Here is a 22,251-nt window from a genome sequence, read left to right on the forward strand (position 1 = left end):
ACGGAAACCCGAACTGTACTGCGTATTCCCGATCTTCGGTACATCGGAAAGTCGTACATTTACCCATCTGGATCGAAATGCGGCCAGAAACATACTGGGAGACACGAAAGTTCGACTCAATGAGCGGCTCGGCCCGGTGGAATCGAATTCCGACGCAACGGTGCTCGTCGAATTGTACGAATACGGTGATATTTCCGTCCAGGGGCCGTCGAATTCACAATTTTAGAAATTCGCGCAGCAGACATCTAGCATTACGCCGATGCGGATCGTTTCGATGTTTTCACGGTGCGCAGTGGGCGCAGCAATAGTGCTGTCCCTCGCGCTGAGCACCGGCGTGCCCGACGCGGCAGCAGCCCCCGAGTCCGGTGCCCGCGTCACGGCAAGCGCCGACGGTCTCGCACTCGACGGAAATCCTTGGTGGCCGACCGGATTCAATGCCTATCAGCTCGCGACCGATTGGTCGGTCAACGCAGGCTGTGGAGCGATGGTGGACCTGAACGGCTACTTCGGTGCCCTGCCTCCACATTCCCTCACGCGGTTCAACGCGTTCCAGGCGCTGGCGATCAACCGATTCACCGGCGCACTCGACTTTCGCCCGATGGACGCGGTCTTCGCGGCGGCCGAGGCACACGGGCAACTGGTCGTCCCGGTTCTCTCGCCCCAGGACGGGGCCTGTGAAGGAAACGCCTTCAAGGGCAGACAGTGGTACGTCGACGGATGGACGACGCCCCCTGCCGTCCCCGACGCGAATGCGCTGACGAGTTTCGAGCAGTGGATGCTCACTGCTGTGAACCGGTGGAAGGATTCGCCCGCACTGGCAGCCTGGGAGTTGGTCGGTGAGCCGGAAACCAGCTCGTGCACCGACGCGGCGTGCTCGTGGACCACCCGGACATGCACCGCCGACGCCGCCCAGGTTCTGCGCTCCTTCTTCGACACCGCGGGGCAGCAGCTCCGCACTGTCGATCCCCGCACCCTGATCACCGCCGGTCTCACCGGCGGCGGACAGTGCGGTAGCCAGGGTGACGAGTACGAGTACCTCGCCCAGTCGTCGTTCGTCGATGTGCTGCAGTACCACGACTACGGATTCGACGGTGTGCCGTTGCCCGGAGATCAGTGGAACGGGCTGCAGCGGCGGATCACCCAGAGCGCTGCGGTGGGCAAACCCCTCCTGGTCGGGGAGATCGGCCAACTCGCCGGTTCCTGTGGCGATATCGGCTCTCGCGCAACGAGTATCGCCACCAAGATCGACGGCCAACGTGCCGCGGGCACAGCCGGAGCTCTGCTGTGGGCCTTCGTACCCGACCCGCGGCCGGGCGAGTGCACCTATGACATCGGACCCGGTGATCCACTGTGGCAGACGATCGGACGTTAGGGCATCCTCGTTGTCCGCGACTTCACCTGAACGTTCCTTTACTTTCGCTTTTGGGTGACAGCGTGCCGTGACATGAAGCCACTACCCTTGTTCGCGGTTCACGACGGAAGCTCCAAGCGCTCATCATTGACGTGCAAGTACAAGTGTGGGGATGCGTGTTTCCACGAGGTTCCCAACACGTCGAAGGGCGAGTACTTCGGCGACATCGTCAAGACCGCCATGTCGCGGCGCGGTGTGATCAAGGGCGGTGCCATGGCGGTGCTCGCCGTGGGTGCCGGTAGCGCTCTCGCGGCGTGCTCGACCGACGAGCCCGCCACCACCGGAAGCGGAACCTCCAGCACGTCGGGTGCCGACACCCCGCCCGTCGACGGTGTGGATTTCGTTGCGGTGGAACCGAACACCGAGGACGCAGTCGTGATACCCGAGGGCCACGAGCAGGCCGTCGTCATTCGCTGGGGCGACCCGGTGCTCGACGACGCTCCCGCGTTCGACTTCGACAACCAGACCGGTGCGGCGCAGGCCATGCAGTTCGGCTTCAACAACGACTTCGCCGGCCTGCTGCCGGTGGAGGGCACGCCCAACGCATTCCTGCTGGTGGTCAATCACGAGTACACCACCGAGCCGGCGATGTTCAAGGGCTACGACGAGGAGAAGCCGACGCGCGCGCAGTTCGACATTGCGCTCGCCGCGCACGGGCTGACGGTGGTTCAGGTTCAGGGCGAGGGCAACTCGGGCAAGCTCACCCCTGCGATGGGCCGCTACAACCGCCGTATCACCGGCACCACGGAGTTCGTCGTCACCGGCCCCGCCGCGGGCAGCGACTTCCTCAAGACGAGCGTCGACCCGACGGGCACCCGAGTGCTCGGTACGTTCAACAACTGCGCCGGCGGCCTGACGCCGTGGGGCACGGTGCTCTCCGGCGAGGAGAACTTCAACCAGTACTTCGGCAACGCGGAGTCGGTCACCGAGACCGTCGCCGCCGAGCGGCTCGCCCGCTACGGCATCGAGGGTGCAGCCAGCGATCGCAAGTGGGAGACCTTCGACAAGCGCTTCGACATCGCCCAGGAGCCCAACGAGCCCAACCGATTCGGGTACATCGTCGAGGTGAACCCGTGGGATCCGCAGTCGGCTCCGATCAAGCACACCGCGCTGGGACGCTTCAAGCACGAGGCCGCCACCATCTACGTCACCGACGACGGCACCGTCGTCGCCTACAGCGGTGACGACGAGCGCTTCGACTACATGTACAAGTTCGTCTCGAGCCGCAAGATGATGCCCGGCACCGGCGCAGCCGCGATGCGCAACAACCTGACGCTGCTGGACGCGGGCACGCTGTACGTCGCCACGCTCACCGGCGACTCCCCGGACGAGATCGACGGCTCCGGTGCCCTTCCCGCCAGCGGCGAATTCAAGGGCACCGGAACGTGGGTGCCGCTGCTGCGCACGAACGAGGACGGCCGCGGCGAGTCCCTCGTCGACGGCATGACCGCCGAGGAGGTCGCGGTGTTCACCCGTCTGGCCGGCGACAAGGTGGGCGCGACCAAGATGGACCGCCCGGAGGACTTCGAACCCAATCCGGTGACCGGCAAGGTCTACGTCGCGTTGACGAACAACGCCAACCGAGGCACCGAGGGCAAGGCCGGGGCAGACGAGGCCAACCCCCGCAACACCAACAAGAACGGCCAGGTGCTCGAGCTCGAGGACGACCACGCGGGCACGTCGTTCACCTGGAACCTTCTGCTGGTGTGCGGTGACCCGAACGAGGCCGACACGTACTTCGGCGGCTTCGACAAGAGTCAGGTCAGCCCCATCTCGTGCCCCGACAACCTCGCGTTCGACTCGAAGGGCAACCTGTGGGTCTCCACCGACGGCAACGCTCTCGACTCCAACGACGGCCTGTTCGCCGTGGTGCTCGACGGCCCACGCCGTGGTGAGACCCGCCAGTTCCTGACGGTTCCCGCGGGCGGCGAGACCTGCGGTCCCATCGTCTCCGACGAGCGGGTCGTGGTGTGCGTGCAGCACCCGGGCGAAAGCGACGACGCCACCGCCGACGCACCGATCTCGCATTGGCCCGACGGCGGCGACACTCAGCCGCGGCCGTCCGTCGTCGCCGTGTGGAAGTCGGCGTAGTAGCGGTATTCGTCAGCGCCGGATCGCCGCGAGGTCATGGACCTTCGCGGCGATCACGGCGTGGTGGGGTCGACTACCAGCGAGCCAATGTCCTCAACGATTCCGATGTGCCCGCATAGTGGTTGATATCGGTACGCCCGTCGATTCCGGGAATCGTGCCGCGGTCGGTGAACTGCCAGAACAACCAGTCGGTCCAGCCGCCGGGCAGCGGCCCCAGCTCGTCGTCGTAGTCGGCGATCCACAGCGGATAGCCGTTGAACTCGTGGGTGTCGGCCATCGCCGTCCGCCAGAAGTTGGGATACGTGTAGATGATCGGCTGACGTCCGGTCAGCGTCTGGACGGTATCGAGATACCGGTGCGTCCAGTCGATCACCTCGGCCGGCGACCTACCCTTGGCATCTTCGAGGTCGAGCACCGGCGGCAGATCGCCTGGCCCGTTGATGCCCAGCACCAGTGCCGAGTAGTACGCGCCCTGCAGCTCGGGTGACAACGTCACATCGGCGTAGTGGTACGCCCCGCGCGCCACGTTCGCCGTGCGCATGACGATCGAGTCCTCGACGAAGTACGGGTTGACGTAATCCAGCCCCTCGGTGGCCTTGACCATCGCGAAGCCGTGGCCCGCAGCCTTGACGGCATGCCAGTCGATCGCGGTGCCGTCGATGTGCTGCCACGACGAGACGTCCGGACCCTGCGGAACAGCGGACGCGATCCCGGGCGCAGCGCAGGCGATGACGCCGACCGAGAACAATCCGAACAGGGCACGCACCGTGCGGGAGAAGACCACCCGGGTGAGGTTAGGGGCCCGGACCTGGGCACTCAATGGTGAACAGTCACTAATGCGTTCTGTCCACAGACGTGATTGAGTCGTCGGTGATGAGACGTGGGTAACACTCACGCTGCCGATGGCGACATACCCAGAGTCGGCACGAACAAACAAGTCCAATGGAAACACGAACTACATCTCTTGGCTCGGAGGCGCACCCATGACTGTCGTGAACGATCTCTCGCATCTGGCTCTCACGGAGCTCGACCCGTCCGACTACGCGGTGCCGACAATCGCACCGATCCGAACCACCGGACACCTCGACCCCGTGTTCTGCATCCACCCCTTGGTGGGTCTGGTCGATTGCTACGCGAGCCTGACCGCTCACGTGGACGACGACCGCCCCATCTACGGCGTCCAGGTACCCGCGTCCGGTGAGCGCGCCGAATCCCTCGCGGCACTGGCGGCGCAGTACGCCGACGACATCGTTCGCATTCAGACCGACGGTGCCGTCCACCTCCTCGGCATGTCGTTCGGTGGAGTTCTCGCTCACGCCATCGCCGTCGAACTGCAGAATCGGGGCGTCACGGTCGGCGCACTGACGCTGCTCGACAGCGACCCTGTCCGGGCCCGCGCCGAGGGTGCCGATCTCCTCGCCGCCATGGGTGACGAGATCGATCGCAGCCATGTCGAAGAGCTGCTCGCCGTCGCCTCGCACAACGACGAACTCGTTCAGCGCCACCTGCCCGGCATCTACTTCGGCGACATCCTCGCCGTCTCGTCCCTGGGGACCGACTCCGGTTCCGCGTGGCATCCCTTCGTCTGCGGCACCGTCGCCAAATACCTCGTGCCCGACGCCACCTCGTTCGACGTCGTCGGCCCGTTGGTCGACAGCTACCTCAGCTGATCTCGCGCTACCCCAGCCAGTCCAGTACGGCCGCGGCCGTCCACGATTGCTGCATGCTGCCGAGCGGCTTGCCGGTGAACGGCTCGTAGTATTCGGCGAAGCTGCCGTCGCTGGCCTGGCGCAGGCCTTCGTCGCGCAACGACAGTGACCGCTCGGACCACCCACGACGCGCGAATGCCCACGAGAACAGCCACGTCATCACCGGCCACACCGGCCCGCGCCAGTACTCACGGGCACGGAAGTCCTTGGAGACCGGGGACGTCGACGGCGGGACGGCATACCGCAGATCCGGGTGCCCGCAGAATCTCGTGCCCTCGAAGATCCGAAGCAGATTGCGTTCCTGCTCGCGGGGCAGGCCGCCACACAGCAACGGCGCGAACATCGCGATGGTCTCGGTGCCGATCCACTGGCCCGTCCGCAGATCGAAGTCACGGGCCCCGCCGGAGCGCGCGTCCGTCGTCGCAATCACTCCCTTGCGGAACTTCTCCGCCCACGACCGCAGCTCCCGAACATCGGAGTGCGGACGCGAATGGTCCTCGCCGATGGTCGCGAGCACATCGCAGGCCACCGCGAAGATGGCGCTGACGAACACATCCTCGACGGCGAAGCTCATCTTCGTCTTCAATGCGTCGTCGTCGTACCCGACCTGCTTCATCTCCTCCACGAGCCAGATGTAGCGGTCGTACTCGAGATTGCTGGGCCGCTGGGAGGCGTCGCTGATGACCGCCTTGTCCTCCCGGAAGTATGGATCCATTTCTCCGGGAACCACATTCGCGTAGGCCGAGTCCCACCGCGGCGAGTTGTCCATCCCCGACTCCCAGCCGTGGAAAACCGCGATTCTTCCGTTGTCGTCGACATCGCGGGCCTGGGCGAGCCAGCGGTGCCACCGCACCAGATCACCCCAGCGGCGATCGAGAAACTCCTCGGCGACGGCACGCGTCGTGCGTCCGTGGCGCTTGGAGTGGTCCAGGATGCGCTGCACCGCGATCGCGTGGACCGGCGGTTGGGTGATGCCCGAGGTCTGCGGGCTCATCGGTGCGTGCGACGCGAGCGTGCCGGTGGCCCACCGCGCCGGGCCGGGGAAGTAGCCGTCGACACCGTTGGCGAACACGATGTGCGGGATCATCCCGTTCTTCCACTGCGCGGAGAGCAAGGTGTCCATCTCCACCACGGCCCGCTCCACGCTCAGCGGGGCCAGTCCGACGGAGACGAACGCCGCATCCCAGCTCCACATGTGCGGATACAGCCGCGGAGCCGCACTGGTCATGGTGCCCAGGTCGTTGCCCCTGAGCAGATATGCCGCGCGCGCTGCCAGCTGCGTGGAAGTGAAACCTCGATCGCCCATGCAGACAGTTTGCGTGCACAGGCGACATTCCGCTCGTTTGAGATTGCGGACCGAACCTGTCCTCGATCGCTCCTACTGTGAACATCACCAACCACCAGGAGGAACAATGACCACCGAGAACACCGACATCGTGAAGATGCTCGACGAACAACGCGCCAATTTTCACATCACCGTCCGCGGAATCACCGAGGAACAGGCGCGCACCCGCACCACCACGAGCGAATTGACCCTCGGTGGGCTGCTGCATCACGTGATCAGCAACGAGCGCCATTGGATGAAGGTGATCGCCGACCTGGACGAGAACGCGGAATTCGACATGGAATCCGCCGGCGGCGAATACGTCGTGGCCGAGAACGACACCGTTGCGGGGTTGATCGCCGAATGGGAAGAGGTTGCGCGCTCCACCTCGGCTGCGCTCGAGACGTTGGACCTCGACCTGTCGGTCCCGGTGCCGACAGCACCCTGGGCACCCGAACGCATCTGGCAGAGTGCGCGATTCACAGTGCTGCACATCCTGCGCGAGATCTCCCAGCACGCGGGACACGCGGACATCATTCGTGAGGAACTCGACGGAGCGAACACCACCCGGACCTGGGCAGCCGAAGCCGGTATGAGCTTTTGAGTAACCTGCTTTCATGACTCGTACTGCGTTGGTGACCGGAGCAAGCCGTGGCCTCGGGGCCCATATCGCCCGACTGCTCGCGCCGGATCACCACGTACTGCTCGGCGGACGATCGGCCGAATCTCTCGAGCCGATCGCGTCGGAACTGGCAGGAGCTACCCCGTGGCCGGTGGAACTGACCGATCCCGACGCCGTTGCGGCGGCTGCGTCGGGCATCGATTCTCTGGATGTGTTGGTGCACAACGCCGGAGTCGCGGCGCTGGGGACGGTCGAGGAGTCGACGGCCGATGATTGGCGTCGGCAGTACGAGGTGAACGTCATCGCCGTCGTCGAGCTGACGCGATTGCTTCTTCCTGCACTGCGAAAGGCGAACGGCCATGTGGTGCTGATCAATTCGGGTGCCGGAATTCGCGCGAACCCCGGTTGGGGCGGTTATGCGGCGAGCAAGTTCGCGCTACGGGCCTTCGGAGACGCACTGCGGCAGGAAGAACCGTCGCTACGCGTGACATCGGTGCATCCCGGACGCATCGACACCGAGATGCAGCAGGAGATCGTCGCGCACGAGGGTGGGGAGTACGACGGCTCGAAGTTCCTGCAGCCCAGTACCGTTGCCCGTGCGGTACGCAATGCCATCGATACGCCTGCCGACGCACATCCCACAGAAGTGGTGCTGCGCACCAGGTGAGCGAAAGTCCCCTCGGTCGTTGCGCAGGCTCCACTCCGGCCTCGTAGTGGGGGTCAAGTTTCCGCTCACAACAGAGGGTTCGGCGTGAGTCTGGTAGTTCGTTGGCCAGACGACTTGCGTGGGCCCCTCGGCTACGCACGTTGCCTGCAATCAACCCCGCCGACCTTCGTCGCTCAGAGGTCGTCGAGTTTCACTATGCCGTCTTGCAGGGCCCTGGCGACGAGTGCCGCCTTGGTCGGCGCTGCCCGACCGACGCGGGAGTATTTGTCTCGAATTCGTGTCAGGTGGGTGTTGACGGTTCCCAGGGCGATGTGGAGGCGCGCACCGACTTCGACTTTGGAGTCGCAGTCCAACCAGACTTTCAGGACTGCAACTTCACGCTCGGTCAGTCCGGGTGACGCGTACGTCGGCGCTGGTCGTCGGCCCTGGACTCGCCCCGATGCAAGAGTGGAACGAGTGACGGGCGGCCTCGGGCCGAGGGGGTTGCGCACTGTCCCGGGCACTGCGACGCGCGTCTGGACTTGGGGTCGACGATCGATCAACACCATCGGGTCCTCCTCGAGATACCGGCCTTGAGGCCGATGAGTATCGGACCACGGACCGCGAACCCCCCTGCAACACAAACCAATTCGAGAACAACATCGATTCGAGTGTTACGACTACACAGACATGTAGTCAGAACTAAACACTGCGAGCTCGGTCACTGGGTTGCTATGGTTCGTGATCCATTCAGGTGCTGTGAAGTCCAGTGAAGGCGGTTGACGTTGAACCCTAGGCCCGTCCCGCGTGAACAATTTCTCCACGCCGGATACCGGCTCCTGAACGACGTGGACATGACCCACCTCGCCCGCTCGCTGTCCATCTCGGCGGTGGTCGACGGTGCCGGGCTGTCGCATCAAACGTTCCACAACACCTACCCAGGCAACTCTCGCAGTGGAGGTTCCGGCGGCAAAGAAGCGTTCGTGGCGGATCTTCTCGACAACCTCACCGTGAATTACATCGGCACGACGCCCATCGACCCGCCTGCCGGGCTGCGAGACGCGGCCGCGCCGGTGTCCGCCCTGTTCGAGGACCTGACCTCCGGCCTGATGCGTCGGCGCCTGGTCGCCACCCTGCTCGCCAGCGACCACGACGGGGCGCGCAAAGCCGTCACCCCCGAATTCGAGCGACTCGATGCCGACCTGCGCACCATGGTGGGTCGGGCCATCCAAGCTCAGGGCGGGTCCGTGCGTCGGCCACTGACGTTGACGTCCCTGTCCACTGCCCTGGGCGCACTTCTCGACGGCTACGCTCTTCGCGAGATGCTCACGCCCGGTTCCGTTGCCACGAGCGAGGTAGCCGAGGCAGTCACCTCGATCCTGCGTTGGGCCGTCGACCCAGTGCATTCCGATCGGAACTCGACCGAACCCGACCCCGTCGACGTGCTCGACGGCGCAGCCTCCCTCCGCCCCGACCTGGAGGCCGACGTCATCGCGGCCACGGAAGCGCTCTTCCTCGACAACGGATACTTCCTGGTGACGCTCGCCGACATCGCCGCAGCAGCAAAGATCCGAGTAGAGGATCTCCGACGCCTGTTTCCCAGCAAGGTAGACATCATCGTCGCCGCACTGAAACCCGAGTTCGATCGCGTCCTACGCCTGCGCCGAGCCGACGAACGCCTCGGCATCGAGCCCGCGATCGCACTGCAGCGCACGTTGATTGCGGTGGGCGAGTTCGTGATCGACAACCGCGCGATGAGCACAGGGATGCTCCTGGCGCTCAGCTTCGAGCAGTTCCAACAGCCGAGCACGATCACGACCGTGATGGAGAACCTGTACCTACCTGCCGCCGTCGTCCCCATCCTCGAACGCGGACGCGAAACCGGCGTGTTCAGCGACGAGGCACCGACGATCGAGGCGGCAGTCATGCTGACCAACAACGTCCTGTTTCGCTGCTTGACGCGGCCGACCGAATCGGCAATCGACGTTGCCGACGGCGTTCTCCGACTACTCATGCCCGGCATCTCGACCAGGACGCCCTGACGTCACCCGGCCCCAGGGTTCGTCTCAGGTCTGGTCCATCGGCTGTGAAAGTCCTACGGTTGTTCCATGGCACTGTCGAAGGCAGAACGCGAAGAATTTCTGGCCGAACCCCACATCGCCGCGCTGTCCGTCGCTGCAGGCCCTGATCGTGGGCCGTTGACTGTTCCCATCTGGTACGACTACACCCCCGGCGCCCAGGCGTGGGTCCTCACCGGGAAGACGTCGAAGAAGGCTCAATTGATCAGAGCTGCAGGTCGATTCACGCTGATGGTCGAACAGTCGGACCCGAGGATCAGGTACGTCTCGGTCGATGGATCCGTTGCGCGGGAAGAACCGAGTACACCGGAGTTACTGCGCACCATGGCAGCGCGCTATCTGCCGCCGGAGAAGGTCGACGGCTACCTCGAGATGGCCGACAGTGAGCACGAAGAGAACGTGGTGTTCTACCTGCTACCGGAGCATTGGCTGTCGGCCGATCTGGGCGCGATCTGACAGACCAACCGGGTTGGTACTACGGAGTCGGTGCCAGACTGTTTCCGGGCGGGATGGTTCCGCAGTTGCTGCGCGTCGGCCCACCGGCGAACCGCTCGGTCAGGAATTGCAGACTCTGAGCCTCGAAAGCCGGAAAGGCTTCGCTGTGCGACAAGCCGTCGTACTGCGCGTACTGCACATCGACGCCCCGGCCGCAGTATTCGTACGCCAGTCCCTGTACATCCGCGGTGATCATGACGGAATCGCCGATCGGATCGGCTTGCCCCACAGCCAGGAACATCGGCGTCCGCGGAGTGCCCTGGCTACCCATGATGTTGTCGTCGATCGCCGCCACCACCTCGGGTACGTCGAGCATGGAGGTGTACGGAGCCTTGACCATCGACGCGTCGGTGAGCGTCGGGTAGTCGTCGGCGAACTGGGCGATGCACTCCTGATCGACCTGATCGATCACCTGGCGACCGTAGTCGGAGATGAAATCGTCCAGGTCGAGACCGTAGGCGCGTTGGTAGGCGACGATCAGAGCCGGAATGACGCCCGCCCACTCCTTGCTTCCGCTGACGTACGGCAGGTTGTGAGCCAGGTCGACCGGCAGCCCGCCGGCCGCCGCTCCGACGAGGTTCAGCTCGGGTGCGTACTCGGGGGCAATCTCGGCACCCCACTGCGTCGGCACGGAGCCTCCGGAGTATCCGACCATGCCGACGGGGGTGTTCGACGGAAGCTGCAGAAAGGACTGTGCCGCGCGAACGCCGACCAGAGCTGCGTACCCCGACTGCCGTCCGATCGTCCACTCGAGTTCCTCGCCCTCGTAATCCGGCACGACGACGGTGTAACCGGCTGCGAGATAACCGGCGATGACCACCTGTTCCGCACCGGCAATAGGACTCGTGGACCCGCCGCTGAGGGTGTACGAGGGATTGCACTGGGACCCGAGGGCGTCGTATGCCATGTGGTACGACACGATTCGCGTCGGGCCGGCGATCAGGGGCCTCAGCACCGTGGCGACCGTGACGACGGCGTCGCCCTGCTGGTCGGTACTTCTGTACAGAACCTGGCTACCGGTGACCGGCGTCGGCTGGTTCGGCGTTCGGAAGGTCATGGGCCTCGACCGAAGCACCGTTCCCGGGGAGACGTCCAGGCCGCCGTCCCAATCGTAGAACGGATCGTCGGCCGGAATCGGTGAGCCGGGCCCCGGATCTGCCTGTGCAACAGGGACACTCACGAGTGTAACGGACCCGAGAACCAGGACGACGGAGGCCACCAGCCTCACCACGAATCCTTTACCGACCTGTGACATGCAACAAATTAAAGCCCCGACCTCGAAGTTATGGACGGAAATCGCCAGATTTTCATCCATAACTTCGAGCTCGGCGGGGCCTACTTCAGGACGATGTTCACCATTCGACCCGGGATCACGATGATCTTGGTCGGGGCCTTGCCGTCGAGCAGGGCGACGATCTTCTCGTCGGCCAGTGCAGTCTTCTCGACGTCGTCCTTGGTCGCATCGGCCGGGACGGTGATGCGGCTGCGCACCTTGCCGTTCACCTGGATGGGGTAATCGACGGTATCGGCGACGAGCCACTTCTTCTCCACACGCGGGAAGGGACCGTGTGCCAGCGACTTCTCGTGGCCGAGCTTGCTCCACAGTTCCTCGGACAGGTGCGGAGCCAGCGGAGCCAGCATCAGGATCAGCGGCTCGACGACCCCACGCGGAGCACCGTCGGGATAGGCCTTGGTGATGTGGTTGGTCAGCTCGATGAGCTTGGCACCGGCCGTATTGTCGCGCAGCGCAGCGTAATCCGCGTGCACACCGTCGATCACACGATTGAGCACGCGCAGTGTGTCCTCGGTGGGCTTGTCGTCGGTGACGCGGACCTCGCCGGTCACCTCGTCGAGCACCAGTCGCCACACCCGCTGCAGGAACCGCTGTGCGCCGACGACGTCCTTGGTCGCCCACGGCCGCGACGTGTCCAGCGGACCCATCGACATCTCGTAGAAACGCAGGGTGTCGGCACCGTACTCGGCGAAGATCTCGTCGGGGGAGACCGAGTTCTTCAGGGACTTACCCATTTTGCCGTATTCACGGTTGACGGGCTGGTCCTGATGGAAGTAGCCGCCGTCGCGCTCGACGACCTCGGCCGCGGGTACGTAGACGCCTCGGGCATCGGTGTAGGCGAAGGCCTGAATGTAGCCCTGGTTGTAGAGGCGACGGTACGGTTCGCTCGAGCTGACATGGCCGAGATCGAACAACACCTTGTGCCAGAAGCGCGAGTACAGCAGGTGCAGCACCGCATGCTCGACGCCACCGACGTAGAGATCGACTCCGCCGGGATCGTTGGGTCCGTGGATCTCCGGACGCGGTCCGACCCAGTACTTTTCGTTCTCCGGGTCCGCGAAGGCCTCGGAGTTGGTGGGGTCGATGTAGCGCAGCTGGTACCAGGAACTACCGGCCCACTGCGGCATGACGTTGGTGTCGCGGGTGTAGGTCTGCAGCCCGTCGCCCAGATCGAGTTCGACCTGGACCCAGTCCGACGCCTTGGCCAGCGGCGGGGACGGCTCGGAGCCGGCGTCGTCCGGATCGAAGGAGACCGGTGCGTAGTTCTCGACCTCCGGAAGTTCCACCGGCAGAGCAGAATCCGGCAATCCGTGCGGGTTGCCCTCGGCGTCCCAGACGATCGGGAACGGCTCGCCCCAGTAGCGCTGGCGAGCGAACAGCCAGTCGCGCAGCTTGTACTGGATGGTGCCGCGGCCGGTGCCGTCTGCCTCCAACCGCGCGATGACGGCGGCTTTGGCCTCGTCCACCGGCAGACCGTCGAGGAAGTCGGAGTTCACCAGGCCGCCGTCGCCGACGTACGCGGCCTCGGTGACGTCTCCGCCCGAAATGACCTCGCGCACCGGCAGACCGAATGCCGTCGCGAACTCCCAGTCGCGGGCATCGTGTCCGGGAACGGCCATGATCGCGCCGGTACCGTAGCCCGTCAGCACGTAGTCGGCGATGAACACCGGAACCTGCTCACCGTTGACCGGGTTGCTCACGTAGGCACCGATGAAGACGCCGGTCTTCTCCTTGTTCTCCTGCCGCTCCAGATCGGACTTTGCGGCAATCGAAGCACGGTATGCCGCAACGGCTTCCGCGGGAGTTGCGGCTCCGCCGGTCCACTTCTCGGATACGTCGGAAGGCCACTCGGGTGCAACCAACCCGTCGACCAGTTCGTGTTCGGGGGCGAGCACCACGTAGGTGGCACCGAACAGCGTGTCCGGGCGAGTGGTGAACACCTCGATGTTCGAGAACGAGACCTGCGCACCGCGGGATCGCCCGATCCAGTTGCGCTGCATGGTCTTGACCTTCTCCGGCCAATCCAGGTACTCGAGATCGTCGACAAGACGGTCGGAGTACGCGGTGATTCGCATCATCCACTGCCGCAGGTTCTTTCGGAACACCGGGAAGTTGCCGCGATCGCTGCGTCCGTCGGCGGTGACCTCCTCGTTGGCGAGCACCGTACCCAGACCGGGGCACCAGTTGACCATCGAGTTGGACTCGTACACCAGACGGAAGCCGTCGATCACCTCGCGGCGCTCACCGACGGTCAGCGATTCCCAGGAGCGGCCGTCGTCCAACGTGCGCTCACCCGAGGCGAACGCCGCCTCCAGTTCCGAGATGGGCCTGGCTTTACCGAGGTCCGCGTCGAACCACGAGTTGAAGATCTGCAGGAAGATCCACTGTGTCCAGTGGTAGAAGTCGACGTCCGTCGTCGCGAGGGACCGTCGGCGATCGTGCCCGAGGCCCAGCCGACGCAACTGGCGTCGCATGTTGGTGATGTTGTTCTCGGTGGTGCTGCGCGGGTGCGTGCCCGTCTGCACGGCGTACTGCTCGGCCGGCAGACCGAACGCGTCGTAGCCCAGCGCATGCAGCACGTTGCGGCCCTGCATGCGGTGATACCGCGCGAAGACGTCGGTGGCGATGTAGCCGAGGGGGTGACCGACGTGCAGGCCACTGCCCGACGGATACGGGAACATGTCCTGGACGAACAGCTTGTCCTTCGGGACGTCTCCGGCGAGGGTTCCGACCGGGTTGGGAGCGTCGAAAGTGCCCTGTGTCTCCCACAGGTCCTGCCACTGCTCCTCGATGTGCCCGGCGAGTTCGGCTGTGTAGCGGTACTCGGGGGCGGACTCGGTGGGTGCTTCAACGGAATCGGTCACACCTACCAGCCTAAAGTGTGATGCGGCCCGCCTGGTACCAGGACCTCGCTGCGCCGTATCCTGGCCAGGTGGTCATCGTCTCGGTTGTGTTGTTCGTGCTCGCGCTCGTCGTCGGCGCTGTCGCTGCCCTGTCGCTGCTGGGTCGGCTCCCACGCAACCGCTTCGCCGGTGTCCGCACCGCCGAGGCCATGCGTGACGACGAGACGTTCACCCTCGCCAATCGCGTCGCCGGACCCACGACAGCCGCATCGGCGCTGGTACTGGCCATCGGCGCGGTGGCCGCCCTCGCACTGAGCGGTATCGCCGCCGTCGTCGGCGTCGTCGTTGCCCTCGTGGCCGCGCTGTTCATCGCCGCAGCCGGCGGATCCATCGGGGCCCGCGCAGCAGCGGCCGTTCCGCCACCCGCCGAGGCGGACGGATGCGGAAGCTCGTGCATCTCGTGCAGCCTCAAGGACGCCTGCCAGCCGAGCTGAGCGGATGAAGGCGAAGGCACTACGCACGTTCGACCCGGCCGGGGTCGTGTTCGGCGTTGCCGTCCCCCTGGTCGTTGCCGCACTCGGACTCGTCCTGGCGTACCTGTGGCAAGGCCGTCTGCCCGAACAGGTCGCCACTCACTTCAGCGGAACCGAACCGGACGACTTCTCCAATCCACTCTCCAACGCCTGGACCCTCGCGATCGTGATCGTGCTGGTGGGCGGCGGGTGCAGTGCGGTTGCGTCGTTGACTCGGGTGCTGCTGATCATGCGTCGAACCATGCTGATCATCGGGCTGACCGTCGTCGGAACGATCGGTGTTCTGCAGATCGCGACCCTCGTCCGAGAGTTGGACATGGCGTCCGAACGGAGCGTGACCATCCCCGGCTGGGCGATCGCGGTGGGGACCGTCGTCGGATTCGCGGCCGGGTTGTTCGGTGCGTCCAGGCTGCGTGACTACCGCGAACGCGTCGACGCCACATCACCGCCGCACGTAGATCTTCCGCGCTGCAGCCCGGAGTTGCCGCTGGTGGTCCGCGTCGGAGCCAGCCGGGTCGCCGGCATCACCGTCGTGGCAGTCTCTCTGGCCGGAGCCGCTCTGACGTGCTGGCTGTCCGGCTCACTGTGGCCGATCTTCCTGTTCGCCCCACTGACGATTCTGATTCTGTCCCTGCTGCGCTTCACGGTGCACATCGACAGCGACGGCCTCTTCGTCTCGAGCCTGGGCATGGCGGCATTCGACTACGACATCGACGAGATCACCGGCGCCTCGGTGCGGGCGGTCGATCCGTCGAAGGAGTTCGGTGGTTGGGGACTTCGGGCCAAGGGACGCGGGAACTACGCCGTCGCCACCGACGCCGGTCCCGCGGCCTTCGTCACCTTCGCCAATGGCGATCGGCTCACCATCGGATCCGTGCACGCCGAGAAGATCGCGGGCACGCTCACCACCCTGACCGCCCGCACTCGCAACGCCACGGTGGATTGAGTTAGCCAAGTGAAGTTGTTGCGGGATACCGTGCTGGATCCCTTCCTGTTGGGCATCTTCGCGGTCGCAGCGCTGGCAAGCCTGTTCCCTGCCACCGGCACAGCGGAGGACGTCCTGGGCTGGGTGACGCGCATCGCCATTGCTCTGCTGTTCCTCATCTACGGCGCTCGACTCTCGCCGCGCGACGCCTGGAACGGCGTCAAGCACTGGCGGCTGCACTCGGTGATCCTGGCGTGCACGTATCTGCTGTTCCCGGCACTCGGGCTGGCCCTGCGGATTCTCGTCCCCGGCGTGATCAGCGACGACCTCTACACCGGAATGCTGTTCCTCTGCCTGGTCCCGTCGACCGTGCAGTCCTCGATCGCCTTCACCTCCATCGCCCGCGGTAACGTCGCCGGTGCCGTGGTGAGCGCCTCGTTCTCCAACATCATCGGAGTGTTCGTCACCCCACTGCTCGTGATCGCCCTGATGACCACGACCGGTTCCGTTACCATCGACCCCAGCTCGGTACTCGATATCGCCCTGCAACTGCTGCTTCCGTTCGCCGTCGGTCAGTTGATCCGGCCCTGGGTGACGGGCTGGCTCACCCGGCACAGCGCGCCGACGAAACTCGTCGACCGTGGTTCGATCCTGCTGGTCGTGTTCGCCGCGTTCAGCGAATCCATGAACCAGAACGTGTGGTCCTCGGTGCCGGTGTGGCGCATCGGCATCGTCGTCGCAGTGTGCGCTGCGCTGCTCGCGGTGGTGCTGGCGATCACCTGGTACGGAGGCAAGTGGCTGGGCTTCGCTTTCGAGGATCGGGTGGTGCTGCTGTTCTGCGGATCCAAGAAGAGCCTGGCCAGCGGGCTGCCGATGGCCGCAGTGCTGTTCGTCGGCCAACCCGTCGGACTGATCGTGCTGCCGCTGTTGATCTTCCACCAGATTCAGCTGATGGTGTGCACCGTGATCGCCCAGCATCTCGCGCGACGACCGGAATCGGAACAGAGCCCGGTGGGCAGCGTCGCGGACTAGATTGGGTGTCACTCGAGCCGATCACGGGAGAAGACGATGACCAGGAAAATCCATGCCGACGGTATCGTCTCTGCGGCCTACACCGGCCGCCTCGCCACCAATCCTGTACCCGCACTGCGGCTTCCCGAGGAACAGCTCGATCCCGACGCCGCCTACCGCTTCATCCACGACGAACTGATGCTCGACGGCAGCTCACGCCTCAATCTGGCGACGTTCGTCACCACCTGGATGGATCCCCAGGCCGAGAAGCTCATGGCCGAGACGTTCGACAAGAACATGATCGACAAGGACGAGTACCCGTCCACCGCCGCCATCGAGGAACGCTGCGTCAACATCGTCGCGGACCTGTTCCACGCCCCTGGACTCGACCGGGAGGACCCGTCGTCGGCCACCGGGGTCTCGACCATCGGCTCCAGTGAGGCCGTCATGTTGGCCGGCTTGGCACTCAAATGGCGCTGGCGAACGAGGGGAGCAGGTACCGGCACTCCGAACCTGGTGCTCGGCAGCAATGTTCAGGTGGTGTGGGAGAAGTTCTGCCGCTACTTCGACGTGGAGCCCAAGTACCTGCCCGTCGAGCGCGGACGCTACGTCATCACCCCGGAACAGGTTCGAGATGCAGTGGACGAGAACACCATCGGTGTCGTCGCGATCCTCGGCACCACGTTCACCGGAGAACTCGAACCGGTACAGGAGATCTGCGCTGCACTGGACGAGATCGCGGGCGGCGGCGGACCCGACGTACCGGTCCATGTCGACGCAGCCAGTGGCGGATTCGTCGTACCGTTCCTGTACCCGGAGCTCGTGTGGGATTTCCGATTGCCTCGGGTCAAGTCCATCAACGCCAGCGGCCACAAGTACGGACTGACCTATCCGGGAATCGGATTCGCCGTCTGGCGAACCAAGGAAGACCTGCCCGAGGACCTCGTGTTCCGCGTCAACTACCTCGGCGGCGACATGCCCACCTTCACGCTGAACTTCTCCCGGCCGGGCAACCAGGTGATCGGGCAGTACTACAACTTCCTACGCCTCGGCAGATCCGGTTACACCGACATCATGAAAGCGCTGCGCGACACCGCAGTTCGCGTCAGCCGACACCTCGCGAAACACCCCGACATCGAGGTCATCACCGACGGATCGGCCATCCCGGTCCTGTCGTTCATGCTGAAGGATCACTGCGAGTTCACCGTCTTCGACGTCTCCCACGAACTACGCGCCCGCGGCTGGCAGGTGCCGGCATACACGATGCCCGACAACGCAACCGACGTCGCCGTGCTCAGAGTCGTAGTGCGAGAGGGTTTCAGCGCGGACCTGGGCCGAATGCTGTGCATCGCCATCGACGAGGTGCTCGCCGGCCTGAAGTCAGGTGGACACTCGACGGCGCAGGCTTTCGCTCACTGAGCGCTGCGCGCATGTGAGCGGAAACTCGACCCCTGCTACGAGGTTTCGCTCACGTGCGGCGCAGCCGCTCTAGTTGCGGTCGACGTCGATCGGATGAGATGCCAGCAGCGCCAACGGCATCGGCTGCCTACGAAGTACGTGTGCCCACAGGTCGATCCGCGGCGGACCGATCACGTCGGATGCCAAGGCCGACAACACGATCCAGTCGTCGCGGTCGAGTTCGCCTTCGAGTTGCCCGAACGTCCAGCCCGAGTATCCGGCGAAGATGCGCACGCCCTCGACGAGTGGGGCGATATCGGCAGGATCGGAATCGAGATCGACCATCACCACTCGGCCGTCGACGCGGCGCAGACCGGGAACACCGTCGATCGACACACCGGTCCGCAGCGTCGCCAGGCACAGGGCCGAATCGCGCTTGACCGGGCCACCGACGTACAGCGCCTGCGGTTTGGCTGCCAGCTCGGACCAATTGGGCAGCACGTTCTGCACCGCCGTCTCGCTGGGACGGTTGATCACGACACCGAGGCTGCCCGCATCGTTGTGTTCGATGATGTAGATGACGGTGCGCCGAAACGTGGGCTCGACGAGTTCGATGGACGACACCAACAGACTGCCGGGACGGACATCGCGCAAGGCCGATGCCGTCTGGTCCTCGGGTTCCTCCGCATGCGCTGCCACGCTAGTCATTGTGGCACCGCCCACCGCCGGATGTGGCGCAAGCGATACGGCCAGTCCTCATGGGTCGTTCCGCAGGCTCCACTCCCGCCCTTGTTACCTACTCGAGCCCGGCGACCTTCGTCAACAATCCCAACTGGTACTCGAACAACGCGTCCCTGCTGGAGAACGTCGTGGCACCGTACTGATCGAACACATCGAAGCTGATGGCCCCGAACAGCGACGCCCACACCATGACGCCCAGTGCGATCAGCCCGTCGGGCAGGTCCATCTCCATCTGCGCACGGATGTCCTCGAAGCTGCCGTGCAGTGACGCCAGCTCGGGCGGGTCGGTCTCGACGTCCGGTCGACGTGTCTGCCACGCCGAGTTCAGGACGGCCACCAGGGTGGTGATCACCCTGGTGCCCGGCCCGGTGGTCTGCTCCGCGGGGGCGTGATAGCCGGGCACGGGGCTGCCGAACAGCAACGCATACCGCGCCGGCTCCCGCAATCCCCACTGGCGAACCGTCCGACCGAGAGCCAGGAACTTCTCCTTGGGCCCGTCGGCCGCGTCGACCGCTGCGTCGACGGTGTCCCCGAGCTCGGTGTATCCGTCGACGACGAGCAGGGTCAGCAACTCATCGCGACTGGCGACGTAGCGGTAGACGGCCGAGGAGACGACACCGAGGTCCCGCGCGACAGCGCGCAACGACAGAGCCGCGGCACCGTCGGCGGCCAGGTGTTCGCGGCCGATGCGCGTGATATCGGCCAGGGTCTGGGCGCGGGCTCGGGTGCGGGGAGTGCTCACCATGGCTGCCACTGTAACTGCTGCTCTTTTCAGAGAGCAGTGCTCTTGCTTTATCGTCGCCGCGGGTGCACACTCTTCGCAACAGAGAGCACCGCTCTCGTTTTCCTCGAATGGAGCGATCATGACCGAACTTCACGTCGTCACCGGAGCCGGGCCCGTCGGCTGGACAGTTGCCGAACAGCTTGCAGCACAGGGTCATTCGGTGCGGGTCCTGACCCGATCCGGCAGCGGGCCCGAGCACCCGATGATCGAACGCCGCGCAGTCGACATCGAATCCGACGATCTCCGTCGACACCTCGACGGAGCCACCGCCGTCTACCACTGCACCCACGTCGCCTACGAGAACACGGTGTGGCGGAACAAGCTCGTCGCCATAGAGAACCGCGTGCTCGACGCGGCCGCGGGCACCGTTGTCGCGTTTCCCGAAAGTCTGTACGCCTACGGCCGAGCCGACGGACCGATACGCGAGGACTCACCCCGGGATGCGACGTTCCGCAAGCTGGGTGTGCGCACGCAGCTACTCGCCGCGCGCGACGCTCACGCGACCCCCACCGTCAGCGTCGCCGCCTCGGATTTCTACGGGCCTCGGGTGATCACCTCGCACATGGGTGAGCGGGTGATCTCGCCGATTCTCGCCGGAAAGCCGGTCCGCGTCCTCGCCTCCGCCGACCTTCCTCACTCGTTCACCTACGTCCCCGATCTGGCAGCTGCGATGATCACGGCCGCGGCCTCACCGTCGATGTGGAACACCGTCCTGCATGCGCCCACCGCGCCCGCGGTCTCGCAGCGCACGATGATCGAGATGTTCTCGGCTGCTGCAGATCTGCCGACTCCGAAGGTCGGTGCCATTCCGGCCTGGGCACTGCGACTGCTGAGCGCGGTACCCGGTCCGATGAAGGAGCTCGGCGACACCCTCTACCAGTTCCGCTACCCCTACCTTCTCGACTCGAGCCGCAGCGAGGCGATCCTCGGGCTACAGCCCACTCCACTCGCCGACGGCACGGCCGCAACGATGGCGTGGTGGACAGCCTCGACGCCCGCCGTCTCCGTATGACGGGCGGGGGCTAAAGTCCCGTCGGTGAGCGACGCTTCCTTCCGTACCCGACTGCGTGAGTCTCCGGGGGTCGGCAAGCTGACGACCATTCGGTTCGCCGGTCAGTTCGGCGACGGGTTGTTCCAGGCCGCGCTCAGTGGTGCCATTCTGTTCAACCCCGAGCGCGCGACCAATCCGGCCGAGATCGCGGCCGGATTCGCGGTGCTGTTGGTCCCGTATTCCTTGGTGGGTCCGTTCGCCGGAGCGCTTCTCGACCGCTGGGATCGCCGGTCGGTCCTGCTGTGGGCCAACATCGTTCGTATGGTGCTGATCGTCGCCACCGCAATCCTGCTGTGCGCCGGGGTGGATGCCACACCGTTGTTGCTGTTGGCTCTGGCCACCGTAGGGCTCAGTCGGTTCGTGCTCGCGGGAGCGTCTGCGTCGCTGCCGCACGTGGTTCGGCAATCGTGGCTGGTACCGATGAACTCGGTGCTGGCCACCGTCGGATCCGGTTTCGCAGCGGCAGGTGCGGGTCTCGCCGTAGCGGTGATCGGAGTGATCGGTGCCGGGGATTTCGGCTCGGGTGTCGCCGTGGGTCTCTCGGCCACCGGGTCGGTCGTCGGGGCGCTCGCCGCCGCGCGGTTCCGACCACGATCCCTCGGACCGGGCATCGAGAACCGCACCGACAGTCCACTGAAAGACGTTGCTGCAGGACTGAAGTCGGGTGCCCAGGCCGTCTGGCGCTCCGCCGGTGTCACGACCGCGATGCTCGGCATCGGCGCGCACCGCATCGTGTTCGGCATCAACACACTGATCATGGTGTTGGTTCTCCGCGAAACGACGAGCAGCACCCTGCCCGGCGGCCTTGCCGGCTTCGGCATCGCCGTCGGTGCCTCGGCGGTCGGCATGTTCCTCGCCGCCCTGATCACCCCCTTCGCCGTTCCCCGGTTCGGGCGCACCCGCACGATCGCTGCCGCTCTGGTGCTCGCCATCGTGGCGCAACTCGGTGCCGTCTCGGGCCTGACGCAGACCAGCCTGCTGCTCGGAGCCTTCCTCCTGGGTATCGCCGGGCAGACCGTCAAACTCAGTGGCGACGCTGCCATGCAGATCGAGATCGACGACGCCCATCGCGGACGCGTCTTCGCGTTGCAGGACACCGTGTTCAACGTCGCCTTCGTCGCCGCCCTCGCTGCTGCGGCCTTCGCCGTCGGCCCCGACACGACCGATCTGAGCCAGGACCCCACCGCGCACATCCTGGTGTTCGTCGGGGCAGGTATCTACGCCCTCGGCCTGGCGGCAGCGGTGGTGAACACCGGGCGCACACGCCGCTGACGTGGTGTATCTTTCCGTATCGG

Annotated in this window: 20 protein-coding genes; 13 read left to right on the forward strand and 7 right to left on the reverse strand. The window is 65.2% G+C overall.

Annotated features, from left to right (window positions below; all coding sequences use genetic code 11):
• Positions 1-259 precede the first annotated feature (259 nt).
• Positions 260-1,372, forward strand: coding sequence for a beta-mannosidase (locus tag R4P47_RS11460; protein WP_317784788.1), 1,113 nt, complete (start codon positions 260-262; stop codon positions 1,370-1,372).
• Positions 1,373-1,444: 72 nt separating this feature from the next.
• Positions 1,445-3,502, forward strand: coding sequence for a PhoX family phosphatase (locus R4P47_RS11465; protein WP_317784789.1), 2,058 nt, complete (start codon positions 1,445-1,447; stop codon positions 3,500-3,502).
• A gap of 73 nt (positions 3,503-3,575) precedes the next feature.
• On the opposite strand, the gene R4P47_RS11470 is transcribed toward R4P47_RS11465, so the two are convergent.
• Positions 3,576-4,286, reverse strand: a complete 711-nt coding sequence (locus R4P47_RS11470; protein WP_411567325.1) for a glycoside hydrolase family 25 protein — start codon at positions 4,284-4,286, stop codon at positions 3,576-3,578.
• Positions 4,287-4,485: 199 nt separating this feature from the next.
• Here R4P47_RS11470 and R4P47_RS11475 point away from each other — a divergent pair, with 199 nt between their 5' ends.
• Positions 4,486-5,172, forward strand: coding sequence for a thioesterase domain-containing protein (locus R4P47_RS11475; protein ID WP_317784790.1), 687 nt, complete (start codon positions 4,486-4,488; stop codon positions 5,170-5,172).
• 7 nt (positions 5,173-5,179) lie between these two features.
• On the opposite strand, the gene ggh is transcribed toward R4P47_RS11475, so the two are convergent.
• Positions 5,180-6,517: a glucosylglycerate hydrolase gene (gene ggh, locus R4P47_RS11480; protein ID WP_094638385.1), complete on the reverse strand. Its 1,338-nt coding sequence runs from the start codon at positions 6,515-6,517 to the stop codon at positions 5,180-5,182.
• Positions 6,518-6,623: 106 nt separating this feature from the next.
• Between ggh and R4P47_RS11485 the strand changes: the two genes are divergently transcribed.
• Both R4P47_RS11485 and R4P47_RS11490 read left to right on the forward strand, forming a co-directional pair.
• On the forward strand, positions 6,624-7,139 hold the full coding sequence (locus R4P47_RS11485; protein WP_317784791.1) for a DinB family protein: 516 nt from the start codon (positions 6,624-6,626) through the stop codon (positions 7,137-7,139).
• A gap of 13 nt (positions 7,140-7,152) precedes the next feature.
• Positions 7,153-7,824, forward strand: coding sequence for an SDR family oxidoreductase (locus R4P47_RS11490; RefSeq protein WP_317549102.1), 672 nt, complete (start codon positions 7,153-7,155; stop codon positions 7,822-7,824).
• Positions 7,825-7,997: 173 nt separating this feature from the next.
• Here the strand turns inward: R4P47_RS11490 and R4P47_RS11495 are convergent, their stop codons facing one another.
• Positions 7,998-8,372, reverse strand: a complete 375-nt coding sequence (locus R4P47_RS11495) for a LuxR C-terminal-related transcriptional regulator (protein WP_094638547.1) — start codon at positions 8,370-8,372, stop codon at positions 7,998-8,000.
• Positions 8,373-8,657: 285 nt separating this feature from the next.
• Here R4P47_RS11495 and R4P47_RS11500 point away from each other — a divergent pair, with 285 nt between their 5' ends.
• Positions 8,658-9,845 carry a TetR/AcrR family transcriptional regulator gene (locus R4P47_RS11500; protein ID WP_317784792.1) on the forward strand — a complete coding sequence of 396 codons (1,188 nt, stop codon included), beginning with the start codon at positions 8,658-8,660 and terminating at the stop codon, positions 9,843-9,845.
• A 66-nt stretch (positions 9,846-9,911) separates the two neighbouring features.
• Positions 9,912-10,337, forward strand: coding sequence for a pyridoxamine 5'-phosphate oxidase family protein (locus tag R4P47_RS11505; protein WP_317784793.1), 426 nt, complete (start codon positions 9,912-9,914; stop codon positions 10,335-10,337).
• Between the two features lie 19 nt (positions 10,338-10,356).
• Here R4P47_RS11505 and R4P47_RS11510 read toward each other — a convergent pair whose 3' ends face one another.
• Both R4P47_RS11510 and leuS read right to left on the reverse strand, forming a co-directional pair.
• Positions 10,357-11,631 (reverse strand): lipase family protein, encoded by a 1,275-nt coding sequence (locus R4P47_RS11510; RefSeq protein WP_317784794.1) that lies wholly within the window; start codon positions 11,629-11,631, stop codon positions 10,357-10,359.
• Between the two features lie 80 nt (positions 11,632-11,711).
• Positions 11,712-14,534 (reverse strand): leucine--tRNA ligase, encoded by a 2,823-nt coding sequence (leuS, locus tag R4P47_RS11515; protein WP_317784795.1) that lies wholly within the window; start codon positions 14,532-14,534, stop codon positions 11,712-11,714.
• Between the two features lie 68 nt (positions 14,535-14,602).
• Between leuS and R4P47_RS11520 the strand changes: the two genes are divergently transcribed.
• Genes R4P47_RS11520 through R4P47_RS11535 form a run of 4 tightly spaced genes read left to right on the forward strand, consistent with a single transcriptional unit; the run spans position 14,603 to position 18,401 of the window.
• Positions 14,603-15,007, forward strand: coding sequence for an SdpI family protein (locus R4P47_RS11520; RefSeq protein ID WP_094611645.1), 405 nt, complete (start codon positions 14,603-14,605; stop codon positions 15,005-15,007).
• A gap of 4 nt (positions 15,008-15,011) precedes the next feature.
• Positions 15,012-15,992: a DUF1648 domain-containing protein gene (locus tag R4P47_RS11525; RefSeq protein WP_149408151.1), complete on the forward strand. Its 981-nt coding sequence runs from the start codon at positions 15,012-15,014 to the stop codon at positions 15,990-15,992.
• 9 nt (positions 15,993-16,001) lie between these two features.
• A complete protein-coding gene (locus R4P47_RS11530) occupies positions 16,002-17,003 on the forward strand; it encodes a bile acid:sodium symporter family protein (protein ID WP_149408152.1) in 1,002 nt (333 codons plus the stop codon).
• Positions 17,004-17,039: 36 nt separating this feature from the next.
• The gene (locus R4P47_RS11535; RefSeq protein ID WP_269596176.1) at positions 17,040-18,401 is read left to right on the forward strand and encodes a glutamate decarboxylase; all 1,362 of its coding nucleotides are present in this window, start codon (positions 17,040-17,042) and stop codon (positions 18,399-18,401) included.
• A 69-nt stretch (positions 18,402-18,470) separates the two neighbouring features.
• On the opposite strand, the gene R4P47_RS11540 is transcribed toward R4P47_RS11535, so the two are convergent.
• Positions 18,471-19,088, reverse strand: coding sequence for a YqgE/AlgH family protein (locus tag R4P47_RS11540; RefSeq protein WP_068047637.1), 618 nt, complete (start codon positions 19,086-19,088; stop codon positions 18,471-18,473).
• 88 nt (positions 19,089-19,176) lie between these two features.
• Positions 19,177-19,866, reverse strand: coding sequence for a TetR/AcrR family transcriptional regulator (locus tag R4P47_RS11545; protein WP_149408154.1), 690 nt, complete (start codon positions 19,864-19,866; stop codon positions 19,177-19,179).
• 118 nt (positions 19,867-19,984) lie between these two features.
• Between R4P47_RS11545 and R4P47_RS11550 the strand changes: the two genes are divergently transcribed.
• A complete protein-coding gene (locus R4P47_RS11550) occupies positions 19,985-20,917 on the forward strand; it encodes an NAD-dependent epimerase/dehydratase family protein (RefSeq protein WP_149408155.1) in 933 nt (310 codons plus the stop codon).
• Between the two features lie 24 nt (positions 20,918-20,941).
• Entirely contained in the window at positions 20,942-22,228 is a 1,287-nt protein-coding gene (locus R4P47_RS11555; protein WP_149408156.1) for an MFS transporter, read from the forward strand.
• Positions 22,229-22,251: the final 23 nt, after the last annotated feature.

Source organism: Rhodococcus sp. IEGM 1370 (genome assembly GCF_033142325.1).
In the GTDB taxonomy this organism is placed as follows: domain Bacteria; phylum Actinomycetota; class Actinomycetes; order Mycobacteriales; family Mycobacteriaceae; genus Rhodococcoides.

Bases quoted from the DNA above. Each gene is read 5' to 3' on its own strand.
- R4P47_RS11460 (WP_317784788.1), top strand. From the start codon at position 260: ATGCGGATCGTTTCGATGTTTTCACGGTGCGCAGTGGGCGCAGCAATA.
- R4P47_RS11465 (WP_317784789.1), top strand. From the start codon at position 1,445: ATGAAGCCACTACCCTTGTTCGCGGTTCACGACGGAAGCTCCAAGCGC.
- R4P47_RS11475 (WP_317784790.1), top strand. From the start codon at position 4,486: ATGACTGTCGTGAACGATCTCTCGCATCTGGCTCTCACGGAGCTCGAC.
- ggh (WP_094638385.1), bottom strand. From the start codon at position 6,517: ATGGGCGATCGAGGTTTCACTTCCACGCAGCTGGCAGCGCGCGCGGCA.
- R4P47_RS11485 (WP_317784791.1), top strand. From the start codon at position 6,624: ATGACCACCGAGAACACCGACATCGTGAAGATGCTCGACGAACAACGC.
- R4P47_RS11490 (WP_317549102.1), top strand. From the start codon at position 7,153: ATGACTCGTACTGCGTTGGTGACCGGAGCAAGCCGTGGCCTCGGGGCC.
- R4P47_RS11495 (WP_094638547.1), bottom strand. From the start codon at position 8,372: ATGGTGTTGATCGATCGTCGACCCCAAGTCCAGACGCGCGTCGCAGTG.
- R4P47_RS11500 (WP_317784792.1), top strand. From the start codon at position 8,658: ATGACCCACCTCGCCCGCTCGCTGTCCATCTCGGCGGTGGTCGACGGT.
- R4P47_RS11505 (WP_317784793.1), top strand. From the start codon at position 9,912: ATGGCACTGTCGAAGGCAGAACGCGAAGAATTTCTGGCCGAACCCCAC.
- R4P47_RS11510 (WP_317784794.1), bottom strand. From the start codon at position 11,631: ATGTCACAGGTCGGTAAAGGATTCGTGGTGAGGCTGGTGGCCTCCGTC.
- R4P47_RS11525 (WP_149408151.1), top strand. From the start codon at position 15,012: ATGAAGGCGAAGGCACTACGCACGTTCGACCCGGCCGGGGTCGTGTTC.
- R4P47_RS11535 (WP_269596176.1), top strand. From the start codon at position 17,040: ATGACCAGGAAAATCCATGCCGACGGTATCGTCTCTGCGGCCTACACC.
- R4P47_RS11540 (WP_068047637.1), bottom strand. From the start codon at position 19,088: ATGACTAGCGTGGCAGCGCATGCGGAGGAACCCGAGGACCAGACGGCA.
- R4P47_RS11545 (WP_149408154.1), bottom strand. From the start codon at position 19,866: ATGGTGAGCACTCCCCGCACCCGAGCCCGCGCCCAGACCCTGGCCGAT.
- R4P47_RS11550 (WP_149408155.1), top strand. From the start codon at position 19,985: ATGACCGAACTTCACGTCGTCACCGGAGCCGGGCCCGTCGGCTGGACA.